The 18,801-nt window shown below is 64.8% G+C and carries 16 protein-coding genes; 10 read left to right on the top strand and 6 right to left on the bottom strand.

Going from position 1 to position 18,801, the window contains the following annotated elements; translation table 11 throughout:
* Positions 1–126 precede the first annotated feature (126 nt).
* The gene (locus PIN01S_RS02015; RefSeq protein ID WP_084333376.1) at positions 127–1,275 is read left to right on the top strand and encodes an MFS transporter; all 1,149 of its coding nucleotides are present in this window, start codon (positions 127–129) and stop codon (positions 1,273–1,275) included.
* An 87-nt stretch (positions 1,276–1,362) separates the two neighbouring features.
* Positions 1,363–2,319: an OmpA family protein gene (locus tag PIN01S_RS02010; protein ID WP_084333374.1), complete on the top strand. Its 957-nt coding sequence runs from the start codon at positions 1,363–1,365 to the stop codon at positions 2,317–2,319.
* 1 nt (position 2,320) lies between these two features.
* Here PIN01S_RS02010 and PIN01S_RS02005 read toward each other — a convergent pair whose 3' ends face one another.
* Both PIN01S_RS02005 and PIN01S_RS02000 read right to left on the bottom strand, forming a co-directional pair.
* Positions 2,321–3,874, bottom strand: coding sequence for a phospholipase D family protein (locus PIN01S_RS02005; RefSeq protein ID WP_084333372.1), 1,554 nt, complete (start codon positions 3,872–3,874; stop codon positions 2,321–2,323).
* 56 nt (positions 3,875–3,930) lie between these two features.
* Positions 3,931–5,379: an aminotransferase-like domain-containing protein gene (locus PIN01S_RS02000; protein ID WP_084333370.1), complete on the bottom strand. Its 1,449-nt coding sequence runs from the start codon at positions 5,377–5,379 to the stop codon at positions 3,931–3,933.
* Between the two features lie 154 nt (positions 5,380–5,533).
* On the opposite strand from PIN01S_RS02000, the gene PIN01S_RS01995 reads away from it, so the two are divergent.
* Complete coding sequence (locus tag PIN01S_RS01995; RefSeq protein WP_084333369.1) at positions 5,534–5,767, top strand: DUF1127 domain-containing protein; 234 nt, start codon at positions 5,534–5,536, stop codon at positions 5,765–5,767.
* On the opposite strand, the gene PIN01S_RS01990 is transcribed toward PIN01S_RS01995, so the two are convergent.
* Together PIN01S_RS01990 and PIN01S_RS01985 are read right to left on the bottom strand one after the other, a co-directional pair.
* The gene (locus PIN01S_RS01990; RefSeq protein WP_084333368.1) at positions 5,764–7,077 is read right to left on the bottom strand and encodes an NAD(P)/FAD-dependent oxidoreductase; all 1,314 of its coding nucleotides are present in this window, start codon (positions 7,075–7,077) and stop codon (positions 5,764–5,766) included. The two genes, PIN01S_RS01995 and PIN01S_RS01990, sit on opposite strands and share 4 nt — an antisense overlap.
* A 111-nt stretch (positions 7,078–7,188) precedes the next feature.
* Positions 7,189–7,677, bottom strand: a complete 489-nt coding sequence (locus PIN01S_RS01985) for an Lrp/AsnC ligand binding domain-containing protein (protein WP_084333367.1) — start codon at positions 7,675–7,677, stop codon at positions 7,189–7,191.
* 155 nt (positions 7,678–7,832) lie between these two features.
* Here PIN01S_RS01985 and dadA point away from each other — a divergent pair, with 155 nt between their 5' ends.
* The 6 genes from dadA (at position 7,833) to PIN01S_RS01955 (ending at position 14,078) form a co-directional block, all read left to right on the top strand.
* Positions 7,833–9,131: a D-amino acid dehydrogenase gene (gene dadA, locus PIN01S_RS01980; protein ID WP_084333366.1), complete on the top strand. Its 1,299-nt coding sequence runs from the start codon at positions 7,833–7,835 to the stop codon at positions 9,129–9,131.
* The gene (locus tag PIN01S_RS01975; protein ID WP_084333364.1) at positions 9,106–9,459 is read left to right on the top strand and encodes a RidA family protein; all 354 of its coding nucleotides are present in this window, start codon (positions 9,106–9,108) and stop codon (positions 9,457–9,459) included. Before dadA ends, PIN01S_RS01975 begins: the two co-directional genes overlap by 26 nt.
* 52 nt (positions 9,460–9,511) lie before the next feature.
* Entirely contained in the window at positions 9,512–10,600 is a 1,089-nt protein-coding gene (alr, locus tag PIN01S_RS01970) for an alanine racemase (RefSeq protein ID WP_084333362.1), read from the top strand.
* A 103-nt stretch (positions 10,601–10,703) separates the two neighbouring features.
* A complete protein-coding gene (locus PIN01S_RS01965; protein WP_084333360.1) occupies positions 10,704–11,252 on the top strand; it encodes a cupin domain-containing protein in 549 nt (182 codons plus the stop codon).
* A gap of 142 nt (positions 11,253–11,394) precedes the next feature.
* Positions 11,395–11,817: a c-type cytochrome gene (locus tag PIN01S_RS01960; RefSeq protein ID WP_084333358.1), complete on the top strand. Its 423-nt coding sequence runs from the start codon at positions 11,395–11,397 to the stop codon at positions 11,815–11,817.
* Positions 11,818–11,945: 128 nt separating this feature from the next.
* Complete coding sequence (locus tag PIN01S_RS01955) at positions 11,946–14,078, top strand: acetyl-CoA hydrolase/transferase C-terminal domain-containing protein (RefSeq protein WP_084333356.1); 2,133 nt, start codon at positions 11,946–11,948, stop codon at positions 14,076–14,078.
* Between the two features lie 19 nt (positions 14,079–14,097).
* On the opposite strand, the gene PIN01S_RS01950 is transcribed toward PIN01S_RS01955, so the two are convergent.
* Positions 14,098–14,670 carry a xanthine phosphoribosyltransferase gene (locus tag PIN01S_RS01950; protein ID WP_084333354.1) on the bottom strand — a complete coding sequence of 191 codons (573 nt, stop codon included), beginning with the start codon at positions 14,668–14,670 and terminating at the stop codon, positions 14,098–14,100.
* A 154-nt stretch (positions 14,671–14,824) separates the two neighbouring features.
* Entirely contained in the window at positions 14,825–16,834 is a 2,010-nt protein-coding gene (rep, locus tag PIN01S_RS01945; RefSeq protein WP_084333352.1) for a DNA helicase Rep, read from the bottom strand.
* A 163-nt stretch (positions 16,835–16,997) separates the two neighbouring features.
* Here rep and PIN01S_RS01940 point away from each other — a divergent pair, with 163 nt between their 5' ends.
* Positions 16,998–18,659, top strand: a complete 1,662-nt coding sequence (locus tag PIN01S_RS01940; RefSeq protein ID WP_423814563.1) for a putative bifunctional diguanylate cyclase/phosphodiesterase — start codon at positions 16,998–17,000, stop codon at positions 18,657–18,659.
* The last annotated feature ends 142 nt before the right edge of the window (positions 18,660–18,801 follow it).

Raw genomic sequence — 18,801 nt, 5'->3', positions numbered from 1 at the left:
AAGGTCGGCTCTTCGGGGCCGGCTCACACGAGCCATACCCGCGGCCGGGTTTCCTTTGGGGAACCCGGCCGCGTGCATTTCGCGCCGAGCGATTCGGACGGCTCCGGAGGGAGTGGGAGAAGAGCGATGCGTTGGGCAACCTATTTCGCGGTTTGTATGTCGGTAATCAGCGTCGGTTTGGCGCTGGGCGTGACCCTGCCGCTGGTATCGTTGCGCCTGGAAGGTTGGGGCTACGGGCAGTTCGCGATTGGTGTGATGGCGGCCATGCCGGCGGTGGGCGTGCTGTTCGGCGCCAGCCTGGCCGGGCGCCTCGCCGCCTGGATCGGTACGCCGCGGCTGATGCGCCTGTGTCTTCTGGCCGGGGCGCTATCCGTAGTCCTGCTGGCGCTGCTGCCGAGCTATCCCCTATGGCTGCTGCTGCGACTGTTGATCGGTGTGGTGCTGACCGTGGTGTTCATCCTCGGCGAAAGCTGGATCAACCAGCTCGCTGTCGAACAGTGGCGCGGCCGTCTGGTGGCGCTGTACGGCACCGGTTATGCCCTCAGTCAGTTGTCCGGCCCTCTGCTGCTGGGCCTGCTCGGCACCGCCGATGATGTCGGCTTCTGGACCGGCGCTTGCCTGCTGGTGGGTGGGTCCCTGTTGCTGCTCGGGCGCGATGGCGCGCCCAGTGTGGAAGCCCACGGCAATGCCTGGCGCGACCTGATCCGGTTCTCCCGGCGGATGCCTGCGGTGGCTTGGGCCGTGGTGTTGTTCGCGGCGTTCGAGGCGATGATCCTCACCCTCTTGCCGATCTACGGGCTGCGCCAGGGGTTCAGCCAGGAAACCGCCTTGCTGATGGCCAGCGTCGTGGTGGTTGGCGATGCCGTGTTGCAGTTGCCGGTCGGCTGGCTGGCCGACCGGGTGCCGCGCCAGTCGTTGTTCCGTACCTGCGGCGTGGCGTTGCTGGTGTCGAGCCTGGGCATGCCGGTGTTGCTGCAGACGCCGCTGATCTGGCCGTTGCTGGTGCTGTTCGGCGCGAGCGCGGGCGGCCTGTTCACCCTGTCGCTGATCCTCATCGGCGAACGCTTCCGTGACGATGCCTTGGTGCGTGCCAACGCCCATGTCGCCCAGCTCTGGGGAATTGGCTGCCTGCTCGGCCCGTTGACCACCGGCGCTGCCAGCCAGTGGTTGAGCAGCCATGCCTTGCCGTTGGTGATGGCCCTGGGCGCAGCGGGCTTCGTATTCCTGGCCTGGCAGCGTGCGGCGATCGGCGGGCCGGCGGAGGCGATGGATTGATCGGTCCCTGGCTGGCGACCTGCGCCCCGTCAGTCTAGGTTTGTTGGGCGCGGCCGAATCCACGGCCGGATCGCCGAGGGACAAGGCATGTACAAGGGCATGGCTGTGTTGGGCATGGGGATCGCCGGCGTTGCAGCGGCGTTGGCGGCCGATCTTCCGGGGAGCGCCGATCATCCGCTCATTCCGCGTTACCAGGACGCGGAGATCATCAAGTACGAAACCAAGGCCTACACCGACCGGCGCTTTTTCAACACCCCGGCCAAGGCGTATGGCGGTCTGGAGAAGAACCTCGAGTCGACCGTTGCCCTGGAGGGCAAGCTCACTGGTCTGGTCTATCGCGCCCCGGCGGAACGCACGCCGCTGGAAGTGCTGCGCAACTACCAGCAGGCATTGCAGGAGGCCGGCTTCGAAGAGCTGTTCGCCTGCGAGAAGGAAGCCTGCGGTGGACGCAACTTCAATCATGCCGTCACCACCGACAACGACTTGCGCGAATACCAGCAGGACCAGCGCTATCTACTCTCGCGCCTCTCGCGTCCGGAGGGGGATGTGTATGCCGCGCTCTACGTGGTGCTGAACAAGAGCGGTGGCGGGGAGAACCGAGGGCGCAGCATGATCCAGTTGGACGTGCTGGAACAGAAACCCATGGAGCAACGCATGGTGGTGGTCGATGCGCCCGCCATGCAGCGTGATCTCGATAGCAAGGGCCGGGTCGCCCTGTATGGCATCTTCTTCGATTTCGACAAGGACAGCATGCGCGCCGACTCCAAGCCACAACTCGATGAGATCGCTGCGCTGCTGAAGGCCGGTCCGATGCGCGTGCTGGTGGTCGGGCACAGCGATGCCAAGGGTGCGCTGGATTACAATCGCGAGCTGTCGCAGCGGCGTGCCCAATCCATTGTCGAGGCGTTGGTACGGGACTACGGCATCGCTCGCGAGCGGCTCAGCGCGGTGGGTGTCGGCATGGCTGCCCCGGTGGCGAGCAACCGGACCGAAGAGGGACGGGCGCAGAACCGGAGGGTGGAGCTGGTCGACCGCGGCGAGTGACTCAAAGCATCTTTTCCAGGCCGATCGCCTGGGACAGCCAGGCATTGAAGCGCCGCCAGAGGCCGCCGGGTTCCTTGTCCAGGGTATGCCGGCGGCCGTCGTCTTCGGCGATCCAGACCAGGCGCGAGCGGCCGTCACGTTTTTCCAGGCGCACTTCGTAGCTGATCGCCGGCGACATACCCTCCAGCGTTAGCGCTCGCACTTCCTCGGCCAGGGGCCGGCTGTCCACCACGATGCCCACCTCGGTGTTCCAGAGCACCGAACGCGGGTCCAGGTTGAGCGAGCCGATGAACACCTTCTGCCGGTCGAAGACCATCGCCTTGCTGTGCAGGCTGGAGTTCGACGAGCCGCTGCTGCCCAGTGAGACCCCGCTCGTCTGGTCCGGCTGCCGGCGCAGTTCGAACAGCTTCACGCCGTGTTCCAGCAACGGTTTGCGGTAGGGGGCGTAGCCACCATGCACGGCGGGAACGTCGGTGGCTTCCAGCGAGTTCGTCAGCAGGCTGACGGCAACGCCGTGGTCGGCGCGGTTGGTCAGGTAGCCGAGGCCTGTGTCGGCGGGCACCAGATAGGCGGAAACCAGCAGCAGTTCCTTGCTGACCTTTGCCAGCTCCGGCCCGAGCTGATGGGTGAGGAGGAGCTGCGGGTCCGGCTCGCCGCGCGCCAGCACCTTGCTGGGAGCGTCCCAGAGCGCCTGGCTGTGGGCCCAGGTCAGTTCGTTCAGCCAGTCATGCAGGCGCGGGTTCTGCTGATAGGCCATCAGGCGGCGGTAGATGCGCGGGCGGTCCTTGCGCGAGGCTTCGAGGTAGGCGCTCAGCTCCTGGCGCAGGTCGAGCAGGTCTTCGACGGTCGGCGGGCTCCAGAGGAACTGTTGGATCGGCTTGCTCAGCGCGCTGTTCCAATACTGGTCGAAGCTGTGCGCCAGTTGTTCGGCCACTGGCCCGGCGCTGAGCAGGTCGATATCGGTGAAGTTCAGGTCCGGCTTGGCGTCGAAATATTCGTCGCCGAGGTTGCGCCCGCCGACGATGGCCACGCTGCTGTCGGCCAGCCACAGCTTGTTGTGCATGCGCCGGTGCTGCCGCGACAGGTTGAGGAGACGCCCCAGGGTGCGGGTCACGCCGGTACTGCGCCCCAAGTGCAGCGGATTGAAGACGCGCACGTGGATTTGTGGGTGGGCGGCAAGCACGGCGATCTCGGCGTCGATATCCGCGCTGGTGGTGTCGTCCAGCAGCAGGCGCACGCGGACGCCGCGGTCGGCCGCTTGCAATAGCTCGTGCACCAGCGCACGGGTGCTGAAACCGTCGTGGACGATGTAGTACTGCAGGTCGAGGCTGCGCCGGGCTGCGCGGATCAGCTCGGCGCGAACGCTGAAGGCCTCGGTGTTGTCGGCCAGCAGGCGAAAGCCGGACTGCCCCTGCGGATGCTCGCGGGCGAGCCGCTGCACCGCGGCGCCGAGCAGCGACTCCCGTGACGCCAGGGCTTGGGTTGGTACCGGCTGGTTCGTGCTGGCGCAGCCGGCCAGGCAGAGTAAGGCCAACAACAGTAGGCAGACGCGCACGGAACCTCCGTGGCGGATGATTGTTTCCAGGTTAGACGCCGGTTGGCTGGCAAGATTCAGCGGACCGACATTTCCTCCAGCCCGGTCTCCTGTTCCGCGAGCAGCGCCGAGACGGTTTCGCCGACGCGGCGCACGGCCTGTTCCTGCCGTGCGTCGGGCTTGGGAGCGAAGTTCATCCGCAGGCAGTTCCGGTATTTGCCCGCGGCGGAAAAGATGCTGCCCGGCGCCACCTGCACCTTGTGCGGCGCCAGCAGACGGTTGAGGCGCTGGCTATCGAAGCCCTGCGGCATCTCCACCCAGAGCATGAAACCGCCCTGCGGCTGGCTGACCCGGGTGCCGGCGGGGAAGTACTGGCTGACCCAGCCGGTCATCAGTTCGCGACCACGGGCGTACTGGCTGCGCATGCGCCGCAGGTGCGGCTCGTACAGACCGCCCCCGATGAACTCGGCCAGTGCCAGCTGCGGTAGTTGGGCGCTCATGCCGGTGCTCATGTATTTCATGTGCAGCACCCGCTGCAGGTAGCGGCCGGGGGCGATCCAGCCGATGCGCAGGCCCGGCGCCAGGGTTTTCGAGAAAGAACTGCACAGCAGCACACGGCCGTCTTCGTCGAATGACTTGATGGTGCGCGGACGTGGGTAACGGTAGGCCAGCTCGCCGTAGATATCGTCCTCGATGATCGCCACGTCGTAGCGTTGGGCCAGCTCCAGCAGGGCGCGCTTGTTGGCCTCGGGCATGATGTAGCCGAGTGGGTTGTTGCAGCTCGGCGTCAGTTGGATGGCCTTGATCGGCCACTGCTCCAGCGCCATTTCCAGCGCCTCCAGGTTGATCCCGGTGAGCGGATCGGTCGGCAGCTCGAGGGCCTTGAGGCCGAAGCCCTTGAGCGCCTGCATTACACCGTGAAAGCTCGGCGAGTCCACCGCCACGATGTCGCCGGGCTGGCAGATGGCGCGCAGCGCGGCAGATAGCGCCTCGTGGCAGCCGGTGGTGACGACGATGTCTTCGGGCGGGATACGGCAGCCGGAGTCCAGCACCAGGCGCGAAATCTGTTCGCGCAGGCTGATCTCGCCTTCCACACAGCCATAGCTCAGCTCCTTCAGGCTCTGGCGCCGGCTCAGGCGCGACAGGCTGCGCAGCAGGGGCTTGAGGGTCGGCGCTTCGATGTCGGGAATGCCGCGGCCGAGCTGCACCACGTCGCCATAGGGCGGCGTGCTGACCAGCTCCAGCACCTGGTCCCACTGCGACACCTCCACCGGGCGCTGTGCTGTACGGCTCACCATGGGCAGTGCCGGCTTCTGTCTGCTTGGTGGCACGAAGTAGCCGGACTTCGGTCGCGGCTCCACCAGGCCGTCGTCTTCCAACTGTCGATAGGCCTGCTGCACGGTGCTCAGGCTGACGCCGTGCTCCTGGCTGAGGGCTCGGACCGAGGGCAGGCGGTCGCCCGGCAGATAGAGCCCTTGCTGGATGCGGGAGCCGATCAGCTCCGCGAGCGTTACATACAGAGTCATGATGAAGAGTCGTTGACCATACAGATGGAAAGCAAAATAGACCATTCAGAGGCATTTCGCCCAGATCTGTATGACGGAAATTTGCCTGCTGTGAATCTGTATCGGCGATGGGAGAAGGCGCCATCCTGTCTACTCGGACAGAGGAGGACAGACGATGCGCGAATGGAGCGAGGTACTGGTTGTCACGCGGGAGCGGGATGCACAGGCGGGAGGCATCCGCTTCACCACGGGAAATGCCGACGAAGGGCGCTGGCAGCGCTTCTGGCGCCGCCTGACCACCCGGCACGCCCTGGCGCGCTTGGATGATGCCCAATTGCGCGACATCGGCCTGACCCGCCAGGAGGCGCTGGCGGAGGTGTATAGGCCGGTCTGGCAGCTCTGGGACTAAAAGAAGTCCTTGAGCCGATACCAGAGCATTCCCAGCGCCAGCAGCGGCGAGCGCAGGCGCGGGCCGCCGGGGAAGGTCAGGTGTGGGACCCGGGCGAACAGGTCAAGGCCGCGGCTCTCCCGGCCGGCGATGGCCTCGGCGAGCAGCTTGCCGGCCAGGTGTGTGGCGTTCAGCCCGTGGCCGGAGTAGGCCTGGGCGAAGTACACGTTGGGCTGGTCCGGCAGCCGACCGATCTGCGGCAGGCGGTTGGCGCCGATACCGATCATTCCGCCCCATTGGTAGTCGATGCGCACGTCGGCGAGCTGCGGAAATACCTTCAGCATCTTCGGTCGCATGTAGGCGGCGATGTCGGCGGGGTCGCGTCCCGAATAGTGGCAGGCGCCGCCGAACAGCAGGCGGCGGTCGGCGGACAGGCGGAAATAATCCAGCGCGACACGCTGGTCGCAGACCGCCATGTTCTGCGGCAACAGCTCGTGCGCCAGGGCTTCGTCCAGCGGCTCGGTGGCGATGATGTAGCTGCCGGCCGGCAGCACCTTGCCGGCCAGCTCGGGTTGCAAGCCGTTGATGTAGGCGTTGCAGGCGATTACCAGGGTGCGGGCGCGCACGGTTCCCCGTTCGCCATGGATGCGCAGCTCGCTGCCGTGGTCGATGCGCGTGACCGGCGATTGCTCGAACAGCCGCACGCCCAGGCTCTGCGCCACGGAGGCTTCGCCGAGCGCCAGGTTGAGCGGGTGCAGATGCCCGGACCCCATATCGATGAGACCGCCCAGGTAGCGGTCGGAGCCAACTACGCTGCGCATCTCTTCCGCCGGAACCAGGCGCAGTTCGTGACGGTAGTCGAGCGCCTTGAGGTCGTCGTAACTGGCCTGGAAGTCCTCCACATGGCGTGGTTTGGTGGCCAGGTCGCAGTAGCCCCAGGTCAGATCGCAAGGAATGGCATGGCGGGCGATACGCTCGCGAACGATCTCCACCGCTTCCAGGCCCATCAGCTTGAGGGCTTTCACGCCTTCGTCGCCGATCACTGGGCGGAACTGTTCGAGATCGTGACCGACGCCGCGGATCAATTGCCCGCCGTTGCGTCCGCTGGCGCCCCAGCCGATTTGACGGGCTTCCAGCAGTACCACCGACAGACCGCGCTCAGCCAGTTCGATGGCAGTGTTCAGGCCGGTGAAGCCACCGCCGACGATGCAGACATCGGCCTGCTCGTTCCCGGTCAGGGGAGGGAAGGCCAGTTGTCGATTGGCCGTGGCGGCGTAATAGGAAGGGGCATGCTGCTCGGTGTGAACGGGCTGGCGAGCGCGGGCATCCATGTGCGAAATCCTGACGGAAGTGTTTGGAAAGTTTTACAGAGTCGTCAGGCTATAGAGTTTTAGCTGCAAGCGGAAGCCGCCCGGACGTCGACCCCGGGGCGGAGTCCCGGATCAGTCGGGGATCGGCAGGTTCAGCGATTCCTTGACCTCTTCCATCACGATATAGCTCTTCGACTCCCGCACGTGGGGCAGCTTGAGCAGGATGTCGCCGAGCAGCTTGCGGTAGGAGGCCATCTCATTGATGCGCGCCTTCACCAGGTAGTCGAAGTCGCCGGAGACCAGGTGGCACTCCAGCACATGGGGCAGCTTGAGCACGGCGCGGCGGAATTCCTCGAAGATATCACCGGACTTGTAGGCCAGGCTGATCTCCACGAACACCAGCAGGTTGGCCTTCAGGTGCTGCGGATTGAGCCGCGCGGAGTAGCCCATGATGATGCCTTCGCGCTCCAGCCGGCGGACGCGCTCGGTGCATGGCGTGGTAGACAGGCCGACGCGCTCGCCCAGCTCGGTGAAGGAAATCCGTCCGTCCTGCTGCAGGATGCGCAGGATATTGCGGTCGATCTTGTCCAGTTCCCGCTTGGTCTGATGCTGGGTACGCATGGGTAATGCCCCTCCGTCGAAAGCGTTTCCACCAAGAATTCTCGCCAAATATAGCTCTCAATATAGTGAAAAGCACTGGACATGCCTCCCTATACTGCGCCGCATCACGGTTCTATTCAGCGACGCCCGGAGAATCTCGGGTCGAGGAGGCAGCGATGCGTGTTCTGGTACTCGGCAGTGGTGTGATCGGTACTGCCAGCGCCTATTATCTGGCCCGCGCCGGTTTCGAAGTGGTGGTGGTCGATCGCCAGCCCGCCCCGGCCATGGAAACCAGCTTCGCCAACGCCGGCCAGGTGTCTCCTGGCTATGCCTCGCCCTGGGCCGCGCCGGGCATTCCGCTGAAAGCCATGAAGTGGCTGCTGCAGCGCCACGCGCCGCTGGCCATCAAGGCCACCGCCAACATCGACCAGTACCTGTGGATGGCGCAGATGCTGCGCAACTGCACTGCCGCCCGCTACGCGGTGAACAAGGAGCGCATGGTGCGCCTGTCCGAGTACAGCCGCGACTGCCTCGACGAGCTGCGCGCGGAAACCGGCATCGCCTATGAAGGCCGCACCCTCGGTACCACCCAATTGTTCCGTACCCAGGCCCAGCTCGATGCCGCGGCCAAGGACATCGCCGTGCTCGAGCAGTCCGGCGTGCCTTATGAGGTGCTGGACCGCGCCGGTATCGCCCGCGTCGAGCCCGCCCTGGCCAAGGTCACCGACAAGCTGGCCGGCGCCCTGCGCCTGCCCAACGACCAGACCGGCGACTGCCAGATGTTCACCACCAAGCTGGCCGAAATGGCGGTCAAGCTGGGCGTGGAATTCCGCTTCGGCCGCAACATCGAGCGTCTCGACCATGCCGGCGACCGCATCAACGGCGTATGGATCGACGGCAAGCTGGAAACTGCCGACCGCTACGTGCTGGCCCTCGGCAGCTACTCCCCGCAGTTGCTCAAGCCGCTGGGCATCAAGGCGCCGGTCTATCCGCTCAAGGGCTATTCGCTGACCGTACCGATCACCAATCCGGGCATGGCGCCGACCTCGACCATCCTCGACGAGACCTACAAGGTCGCCATCACCCGTTTCGACAATCGCATCCGTGTCGGCGGCATGGCCGAGATCGCCGGTTTCGACCTGAGTCTGAACCCGCGTCGCCGCGAGACCCTGGAAATGATCACCGGCGATCTCTACCCTGAAGGTGGCGATCTGACCCGGGCGGAATTCTGGACCGGCCTGCGCCCGGCGACCCCCGACGGTACCCCCATCGTCGGCGCCACGCCGATGCGCAACCTGTTCCTCAACACCGGCCACGGCACCCTCGGTTGGACCATGGCCTGTGGCTCCGGCCGCCTGCTCGCCGACCTGATGGCCTCGAAGCGCCCGCAAATCAGCGCCGAAGGCCTCGATATCTTCCGTTACAGCACTCGTAAGGAGTCCCCCGAGCATGTCAATCCGGCGCCTGCGCACTGAAGCCCGCTACAGCGAAATCGTCATCCATAACGGCACCGTCTACCTGGCGGGCCAACTGGACGAACACCATAGCGCCGGCATCGAAGCCCAGACCCGCGAGACCCTGGCGAGCATCGACCGCATGCTCGCCGAGGCCGGGACCGACAAGACCCGCATCCTCTCGGTGACCATCTTCCTCAAGGACATGGCCACCGATTTCGCCGGCATGAACGCCGTCTGGGACAGCTGGGTGCCGAAAGGCGCCGCGCCGGCCCGCGCCACCGTCGAGGCGAAGCTGTATTCGCCCGATGTGCTGGTGGAAATGACCGTCATCGCTGCACTGCCCTGATTCACACTGATGCCCGGGTCACCGGGCTTTTTTTCGGATATCGAAGATTGCCATGCGTCCCGCCCGTGCCCTGATCGACCTCCAAGCCCTGCGTGCCAACTACCGGCTGGCCCGCGAAGCCTCCGGCGCCCGTGCGCTGGCGGTGATCAAGGCGGATGCCTACGGACATGGCGCGGTGCGCTGCGCCCAGGCCCTGCTGGACGAGGCGGGCGGGTTCGCCGTGGCCTGTATCGAAGAGGCGCTGGAACTGCGCGAAGCCGGCATCCGCGCGCCCATCCTGCTGCTGGAAGGCTTCTTCGAGGCGGAAGAGCTGGAACTGATCGTTCGCCATGATTTCTGGTGCGTCGTCCATTCGATGTGGCAACTGGAAGCCATCGAGCGCGCCAGCCTGGCCATGCCTCTGTGCGTCTGGCTGAAGCTGGATACCGGCATGCACCGTGTCGGCCTGGAGCCCGCCGATTACCAGGCTGCTTACCAGCGCCTGCTGGCCAGTGGCAAGGTCGGCAAGATCGTCCTGATGAGCCACTTCGCCCGCGCCGACGAGCTGGGCTGTCCGCGCAGCGCCGAGCAGCTGCATGTCTTCGAACAGGCCCGCCAGGGGCTGGTGGCGGAGGTCAGCCTGTGCAACTCCCCGGCGATCCTCGGCAACCGGCTGCTGTTCCCGAAGCCGCTGAGCAGCGATTGGGTGCGTCCGGGCCTGATGCTCTACGGCGCTTCGCCTTTCGAGGGCCCGCAGGCGGCGGCCGATGGCTTGCAGCCGGTGATGACCCTGGAATCACGGATCATCGGTGTGCGCGAACTGCCGGCAGGCGAGCCGGTGGGCTATGGCGCACGCTTCGTCAGCGAGCGGCCGACCCGCGTGGGCGTGGTTGCCATGGGCTATGCCGACGGTTATCCGCGCCACGCACCGACCGGGACGCCGGTGAGCATCGATGGCCAGCCGAGCCGTCTGATCGGCCGGGTGTCCATGGACATGCTCACCGTCGACCTGACCGATCTGCCCCAGGCGGGTCTGGGCAGCCGGGTCGAGCTCTGGGGCCGGGAAGTACTCGCCAGTGACGTTGCGGCCTGGGCCGGGACCATTCCTTATCAACTGTTCTGCAATCTGAAACGGGCGCCGCGCGTCTATTCCGAGAGGTAGTCGAGCCACTGAGCAGGATGTGCGGTCAGGCTGTTGAAAATACTGAACGCTGGCGCCATGATACGGCCACTTCGCAACCTGCTCCCCCTGGAGGACTCCCGCATTGGACGTCGGTGTTCGACTGCAATCCATTCGCAAACTCAAAGGCCTTTCCCAGCGTGAACTCGCCAAGCGGGCCGGCGTTACCAACAGCACCATTTCGATGATCGAGAAGAACAGTGTCAGCCCCTCGATCAGCTCGCTGAAAAAAGTCCTCAGCGGCATTCCCATGACACTGGTGGAGTTCTTCTCCATCGACTACGAGCAGGACACTCCCCCTCAAGTCGTCTACCGGGCCGACGAGCTGACCGACCTCTCCAGCGGCGCCGTGACCATGAAACTGGTCGGCAAGGCGCAACCCAACCGGGCCCTGGCTTTCCTCGACGAGACCTACCCGCCGGATGCCGACACCGGCGAAGAGATGTACGCCCACGAAGGCGAAGAAGCCGGCATCCTGGTGGAAGGCCGACTGGAACTGACCGTCGGCAGCGAGGTGTACATCCTCGAGGCGGGCGACAGCTACTACTTCGAGAGCCACCAGCCCCACCGTTTCCGCAATCCGTTCGACAAGCCGGCACGCCTGATCAGTGCCACCACGCCGGCGAATTTCTAGGGCTTCGGCGCCTGCCTGCGACGTAATGCCGCAAGGCCCTGCACGGCGCAGGGTTGTTTCGGCGAGACCGGCTTATCGTTATACTGGCGCCCGCTCGCGTAACCGTGGCCGCGGGCGTGACTAGCCACAATGAGGGTGAGACGTGAACCTGATTAACAAGATGCTGGTGGCCAAAGCCGCTCTGTTGGCCCTGTGGGCTGTTAGCGCCCAGGCTGCGACCAACGACGATATCGCCGAGCGCATCAAGCCGGTAGGCGAGGTCTGCGTGATGGGCCAGGAATGCAAGGGTGTCGAAGCCGTGGCGGCTGCCGCGGGCGGTGGCGCACGCAGCGCCGACGACGTGATTGCCAAGCACTGCAACGCCTGCCATGGCGCCGGTGTGCTGGGTGCGCCGAAGATCGGCGACGGTGCCGCCTGGAAGGCACGTGCCGATGCCGCCGGTGGTATCGACGGCCTGCTCAAGCATGCCATCTCCGGTATCAACGCCATGCCGCCGAAAGGTACCTGCGGCGATTGCTCGGACGACGAGCTGAAAGGCGCCATCGAGAAAATGTCCGGTCTCTGATTCCGGTCTTTTCGCCAGCGAAGCCGCCTCCGGGCGGCTTCGTCGTTTCCGGGCTCCGCTGAGCAAAGCCGGAGAGGCGCGGTCAAAGCTCCCAAGCAAAGGTCAACGCCGCTGCCGAGGAGAGTCCGGTGCCACGCTGCTCGCTGGAACAGGCCGTCGAACAGGTCCTGGCGCGAATCGACGGTCCCATCCGCCTGGGGCTGCCGTTGGGCCTGGGCAAGCCGAACCGTTTCGCCAATCTGCTCTATCGCCGGGTCAAGGCGGACGCTTCGCGCTCGCTGACCATTTATACCGCTCTTTCGCTAGGGCGTCCCCAGGGTGGCAGCGAGCTGGAGCAACGATTCAGCGCGCCGTTCTTCGAACGCGTCTATGGCGACTACCCCGAACTGGATTACCTGTCCGATCTGAGGCGGGGTGAGTTGCCGTCGAATATCCGGCTCGAAGAGTTCTACCTGAGCCCGGGCAGCCTGCTCGGCAATCCGTTGGCGCAGCAGCAGTACGTCAGCCTGAACTACAGCCAGGTCGCGCGCGGGCTGGATCTCAAAGGCATCAATGTCATTGCCCAGTTGGTCGCACGTTCGCCGCACCGACCGGGGTGGTTGAGTCTGTCGTGCAACCCCGACATCACCCTGGACCTCTTGCCGCGGCTGGCGGCTCGACGTGCGGCGGGCGAGCCGATTCTGTGCGTCGCCCAGGCACATGCGGAACTGCCGTACATGCCGGGGGATGCGGAGCTGGCCGAAGAGGAGTTCGATTTCGTCATCGAGCCCGTCGAGCGCAGCACCCTGTTCTCGACGCCGAACATGCCGGTGAGCCTGCAGGACCATGCCATCGGGCTGCATGCCAGTACCCTGGTGCGGGACGGCGGCACCCTGCAGGTCGGCATCGGCGCCATGGGCGATGCACTCACCGCGGCGCTGCTGGCGCGGCAGGGCGACAACGCGGGTTATCGCGCCCTGCTGGAGGATATGCAGGTGCCGCAACGCTGGGAGCGGCTGATCGGGCGGGAGGGTGGGCTCGCGCCTTTCGCCGAAGGGCTCTACGGGTGCAGCGAGATGTTCGTCCTCGGCCTGCTGGCGCTGATCGAGGCAGGGGTGATCCGCCGGCGGGTCTATCCCGACGAAGGCCTGCAATGGCTGGCCAACCTCGGTGTGCTGGATGCCGAGGGACGTCCCCGCAGCCTGAGGCTGCTGCTGGAGGCGGGGCTGCCGACCCACCTGGAAGAGCCGATGTTGGCCTGGTTGCAGGAGCGTGGCCTGCTGGCCAGCGAGATCGAGCGGTTTGGCGACATGCTGTTCCTGCCGGACGGGCGCCGCGTGCCCGCCGATCTGCGTGACACCGCCACGCAAGAGGCGCTGGAGCCTTATCTGAAGGCTGCGCCGGGCGGAGTACTGGTGCATGGCGGCTTCTTCCTCGGCCCGCAGGCATTCTACGAACGCCTTACTGAATTGAGCGATGCCCAGCGTGAACGCATCGGTATGACCGCCATCGGCTTCATCAACCGGCTGTATGGCAATGAGCGGCTCAAGCGTCTGCAGCGGCGCGATGCTCGCTTCATCAACAGTGCGTTCGCCATGACCCTGTTGGGGGCAGGAATCGCCGATCAGCTGGAAGACGGCCGGGTAGTCAGCGGCGTCGGCGGCCAGCACGACTTCGTCGCCCAGGCCCACGAGCTGGAAGGCGCGCGTTCGATCCTCATGCTGCGCAGTTGGCGCGAGAGTGGCGGCGAGGTCACTTCGAACATCGTCTGGCAGTACGGGCATGCCACCATTCCGCGTCACCTACGCGACATCGTGGTCACCGAATACGGTATCGCCGACTTGCGCGGGAAGAGCGATGCCGAGGTGATCGAGGCGTTGATCCGCATCGCCGATTCGCGCTTCCAGGAAGACCTGATCGACCAGGCCCAGCGGGCCGGCAAGCTGCCCGAGGATTTCGAGCTGCCCTGGGCGTACCGGCAGAACACACCGTGGCGCCTGCTGGCCTTGCAGGCGCAGCATCCCCGCCTGTTCGCCGAATACCCGCTGGGCAGCGACTTCACCGGACACGAGCAGGACCTGTTGCGTGCCCTGCGCTGGTTGAAGAGCAAGCTCAAGCTCAGCGAAATCCTCGAATTGGGTATGGCCACGCTGTTCGACCTGCCCGATCCGCAGACTTATGCCGGCCATCTCCAGCGCATGGGCCTGGCCGAGCCCGAGGGGTTGCGCGAGCAGCTCTATCAGAAGCTAGTGCTGGCCGGTCTCAAGGCTACCGCCACCTGAAGAGGTGCGGTGGCGGACGTCAGTCGAGGAACGTGATCTGGCCATCCTTAAGCGAGATCACGCGGGCCAGGGATTCGATGCGAAAGCCCATTTCCTCTAGCTCGGCGCGGCCCTGCTGGAAGGATTTCTCGATCACGATACCGAGCCCGGCGATGCTCGCGCCGGCCTGCTGGATGATCGAGATCAGGCCCTTGGCGGCTTTGCCGTTGGCCAGGAAGTCATCGATGATCAGCACCCGGTCATGGGCCGACAGGTGGGTGGTGGAAATGGCGATGGTACTTTCCACTTGCTTGGTGAAGGAGTACACCGAGGCGACCAGCAGATTGTCGGTCAGGGTCAGGGACTGATGCTTGCGGGCGAAGATCACCGGTACGCCCAGTTCCAGGCCGGTCATCACCGCCGGTGCGATGCCGGAGGCCTCGATGGTGACGATCTTGGTGATGCCATCCTCGCGGAAACGCGCGGCGAATTCACGGCCGATGGCCTGCATCAGCAGCGGATCGATCTGATGATTGAGAAAGGCGTCCACCTTGAGCACCTGCTCGGAAAGGGCGATGCCGCGCTGGCGAATGCTCTGCTTCAGTAACTCCACGACCGTACCTCGTTGCGTCGAATGGCGGGCGCCGGCGTCGGGCGTCCTGTCGAAGCAGGCAATTTTTTCACCGAGCGGGTGGGAGCGCCAGTGCCAGCCACATGATCGGTGCTCCGCGCGGGTAATCGTTCCCGTTGGACCGCGGAAAATGCCGTCAGCGCTTGAGCATGGCGCGGATATCCGCCAGGGCGTTGTTGCCGCGAGCGGCCTTGACCTCCACCGGGGCGTCTTCCTGGCCTTCCCAGATGAGGTCTTCCGGCGGCAGCTCATCGAGGAAGCGGCTCGGCGTGCAGTCGATGATCTCGCCGTACTGCTTGCGCTTGGCGGCGAAGGTCAGGGTCAGGTTCTGCCGCGCGCGGGTGATGCCGACATAGGCCAGGCGGCGTTCTTCCTCGATGGTGTCGGCCTCGATGCTGGAGCGGTGCGGGAGAATTTCCTCCTCGACACCAAGGATGAACACCGAGGGGAACTCCAGGCCCTTGGAGGCGTGCAGGGTCATCATCTGCACCCCTTCGGCGCCTTCTTCCTCCTCCTGCTGGCGCTCGAGCATGTCGCGCAGGACCAGCTTGCCAATGGCTTCCTCGATGGTCATCTCGCCATCTTCGTCCTTCTCGAGGGTGTTCTTCAGCGCCTCGATGAGGAACCAGACGTTGCCCATGCGCGCTTCAGCGACCTTGTCGCTGGAGGCGTTCTGCCGCAGCCAGTTCTCGTAGTCGATGTCCATGACCATGCTGCGCAGCGCGGCGATCGGATCGTTCTGTGCGCATTGCTGACGCACGCTGTCCATCCAGCGGGTGAAGCGCGCCAGGCGTTCGGTGAAGCGGCTGTCCAGGTGCTCGCCGAGGCCGATTTCGCCGGCGGCGGCGTACATGCTGATCTTGCGTTCGGTGGCGTAGTTGCCGAGCTTCTCCAGGGTGGTCGAGCCGATCTCGCGGCGCGGCACGTTGATCACCCGCAGGAAGGCGTTGTCGTCGTCCGGGTTCACCAGCAGGCGGAAATAGGACATCAGGTCCTTCACCTCCTGGCGGGCAAAGAAGCTGGTGCCGCCGGAGAGCCGGTAGGGGATCTGGTGGTGCTGCAGCTTCAGCTCCATCAGCTTCGCCTGGTAATTGCCACGGTAAAGGATGGCGAAATCGCTGTACGGGCGCTGGGTACGCAGGTGCTCGGTGAGGATTTCCATGGCCACCCGCTCGCACTCGGCCTCTTCGTTGCGGCAGCGGATCACGCGGATTTCGTCGCCATGGCCCATCTCGCTCCACAGCTGCTTCTCGAACACGTGCGGGTTGTTGGCGATCAGCACGTTGGCGCATTTGAGGATGCGGCTGGTGGAGCGATAGTTCTGCTCCAGCATCACCACTTTGAGGGAGGGATAGTCCTCCTTCAGCTGCATCAGGTTTTCCGGCCGCGCGCCGCGCCAGGCATAGATCGACTGGTCGTCGTCGCCGACCACGGTGAACTGGTTGCGCATGCCGACCAGCAGCTTCACCAGCAGGTACTGGCTGGCGTTGGTGTCCTGGTACTCGTCCACCAGCAGGTAGCGGATGCGGTTCTGCCACTTCTCCAAGATGTCCGCGTGTTCCTGGAACAGCTTCACCGGCAGCAGGATGAGGTCGTCGAAGTCGACCGCGTTGTACGCCTTGAGGGTGCGCTGGTAATGCAGGTAGACGATGGCGGCGGTCTGTTCCTTGGGGTTGCGCGCCTGGGCCAGGGCCTCGTCGGGCAGCACCAGATCGTTCTTCCAGTTGCCGATGTAGTTCTTGATCTCGTCCGCGCCGTCATCGCCGGCGTATTCCTTCTGCATGATGTCGGTCAGCAGCGCCTTGATGTCGCCCTCGTCGAAGATCGAGAAGCCCGGCTTATAGCCGAGGCGGGCGTGCTCCTTGCGGATGATGTTCAGTCCGAGGTTGTGGAAGGTCGACACCGTCAGGCCCTTGCCTTCGCTACCACGCAGCAGGGTACCGACCCGTTCCTTCATTTCGCGCGCGGCCTTGTTGGTGAAGGTCATGGCGACGATGTGCTGGGCCCGGATGCCGCACTGCTGGATCAAGTAGGCGATCTTGCGGGTGATGACGCTGGTCTTGCCGGAGCCGGCGCCGGCGAGCACCAGGAGAGGGCCGCCGACATAGGTCACGGCTTCCTGCTGCCGGGGATTGAGTCGGGACATGGCGAAACGGACTGATTGAAAGGGCGGAAGATTCTATCAGGCTTGCCCGGCGCTGCAGTGTCCCGTGTGTCGATAGGGGGCTATACAAATAAAAAATTGCAATGTATTAGATATATAGGGCTATAACTTAAAGTAAATTATTAGATTGCGCGGAGGGGGTGTTGTGACGTGCCAGACCGATTTCTCCCGACTGCTCATCCTTTCGCGGGAATCCCATTGGATCTCCCTGCTGGATCGGCTGTTGGCCGAGCAACCGGAGCCGGTCTGGCTGTTCGCCGCCAGTAGCTGGAGCGACGCCCAGCACCTCTATCAGGACCACCTGCCCGATCTGGTCTTCGCCACGCCCGATTGCCTGCCCACCGCCAGCCAGTGCCCCTTGCCGCCGATCCTGCTGCTGGACAGTGCGCCGAGCCAACTGCCGGCGGACATCTGCGACTGGCTGGCGCGCGACAGCCTTAATGGCGAAGTGCTACGACGCTGCCTGCACTATAGCCGGCAATTGCTGTCCATGCAGCGTTTGTCGAAACAGGACGCGCTCACCGGCATTCCAAACCGCCAGGGCTTCCAGGCGCTGCTGCCCAAGCGCCTGCAACTGAACCGGGGGCGTGGCCTGTTGCTGGGTTATCTCGACCTGGACAACTTCAACCACGCCAACGACAGCCTCGGGCACCAGGCCGGCGACGAACTGATCCAGCAGGTCGTGGAGCGTCTGAAGCCCCTGCTGGAGCCGCAAGACATCCTGGCGCGGATCGGTGGCGACGAATTCGCCCTGTTGCTGGACGTGAGCGCCGATCCGAAACGGGTCGACTGCCTGGTGCAGAACATCCTGGAGTCGTTGGGCGAGCCGTACTGGATCCAGGGGGAGAGCCTCTCGCTGGGATGCAGCCTGGGCCTGGCCTATTGCCGTGCCGGCGAGGACGCCGATGCGTTGCTCTGGCACGCCCACCTGGCCATGCAGCAGGCTAAGAGTCGCCAGGGTTGCACGTGGCATCTGTACGACGAGCGTATTTCCAGCGACGTGCGCAGCTTGGCGGACCTCGAAGCGGAACTCCGCCGGGCTCTGCGCCGCGATGAACTGGAACTGCACTACCAGCCGCGCCTGCATCTGGAGAGCGGCGAGATCGTCGGTCTCGAAGCACTGGTGCGCTGGCGTCATCCGGCGCGGGGGCTGCTCTATCCGCAGGATTTCATTCCCCTGGCCGAGCAATGCGGACTGATCGTCCCCCTCGGCTACTGGGTCATTTCCCGTGCCTTGCAGGACATGCGCTGGCTGGCCGAGCAGGGCCGCGGGCTGCACATGGCGGTGAACCTGTCCTTCAGCCAGTTCCAGGACAGCCAACTGCTGACCACCGTGCAACGCCTGATCGAGGGCTGCAAGGTGGACACCCGCTGGCTGGAGTTCGAGCTGACCGAGACCGCAGTCATGCAGCGCAGCGACTACGTGCTGGGAACCATGCATACCCTCGGTGAACTGGGCGTGCGTTTTTCCCTGGATGACTTCGGCACGGGCTTCTCCTCCTTCGTCCACCTCGCCAGCCTGCCGATCGCCCTGCTCAAGCTGGACAAGAGTTTCGTCTCCGGCATGCACGTACGGCCCGAGCAGTGCCGGCTGGTCAAGGCCATGATCAACCTGGCCGGCAATCTCGGCCTGGAGGTGGTGGCGGAGGGCGTCGAGTCGCCGGAAGAGCTGGAACTGCTGCGCCAGTTCGGCTGCGACCAAGCCCAGGGTTACCTGATCAGTAAACCCCTGCCGTTGCGCGAGCTTGAGCGGCTGCTGCAGCATCGGCACGGTCATCCGTCGGTACGTGCGTCTGCCCTGCAGTGACGCCCGGCACTCACTCCGTCACTTTTCATCCGTTCATGCATGATGCCGCTCACAGGATCGACGGCAGGTGCTGGCGATTGCAGGGATGTCTGGATAACTTGCGTCATTCACGTGATGCCGCACCGACGCGGCCGGGCCTTCT

It is taken from the genome of Pseudomonas indica NBRC 103045 (assembly GCF_002091635.1).
Classification (GTDB): domain Bacteria; phylum Pseudomonadota; class Gammaproteobacteria; order Pseudomonadales; family Pseudomonadaceae; genus Pseudomonas_M; species Pseudomonas_M indica.
This window is presented reverse-complemented; position numbering and strand designations above follow the sequence as displayed.

What these genes read in the sequence shown, in the direction of transcription:
- PIN01S_RS02015 (WP_084333376.1), top strand. Translation starts at nt 127, where the DNA reads ATGCGTTGGGCAACCTATTTCGCGGTTTGTATGTCGGTAATCAGCGTC.
- PIN01S_RS02010 (WP_084333374.1), top strand. Translation starts at nt 1,363, where the DNA reads ATGTACAAGGGCATGGCTGTGTTGGGCATGGGGATCGCCGGCGTTGCA.
- PIN01S_RS02000 (WP_084333370.1), bottom strand. Translation starts at nt 5,379, where the DNA reads ATGACTCTGTATGTAACGCTCGCGGAGCTGATCGGCTCCCGCATCCAG.
- PIN01S_RS01995 (WP_084333369.1), top strand. Translation starts at nt 5,534, where the DNA reads ATGCGCGAATGGAGCGAGGTACTGGTTGTCACGCGGGAGCGGGATGCA.
- PIN01S_RS01990 (WP_084333368.1), bottom strand. Translation starts at nt 7,077, where the DNA reads ATGGATGCCCGCGCTCGCCAGCCCGTTCACACCGAGCAGCATGCCCCT.
- PIN01S_RS01985 (WP_084333367.1), bottom strand. Translation starts at nt 7,677, where the DNA reads ATGCGTACCCAGCATCAGACCAAGCGGGAACTGGACAAGATCGACCGC.
- dadA (WP_084333366.1), top strand. Translation starts at nt 7,833, where the DNA reads ATGCGTGTTCTGGTACTCGGCAGTGGTGTGATCGGTACTGCCAGCGCC.
- PIN01S_RS01975 (WP_084333364.1), top strand. Translation starts at nt 9,106, where the DNA reads ATGTCAATCCGGCGCCTGCGCACTGAAGCCCGCTACAGCGAAATCGTC.
- alr (WP_084333362.1), top strand. Translation starts at nt 9,512, where the DNA reads ATGCGTCCCGCCCGTGCCCTGATCGACCTCCAAGCCCTGCGTGCCAAC.
- rep (WP_084333352.1), bottom strand. Translation starts at nt 16,834, where the DNA reads ATGTCCCGACTCAATCCCCGGCAGCAGGAAGCCGTGACCTATGTCGGC.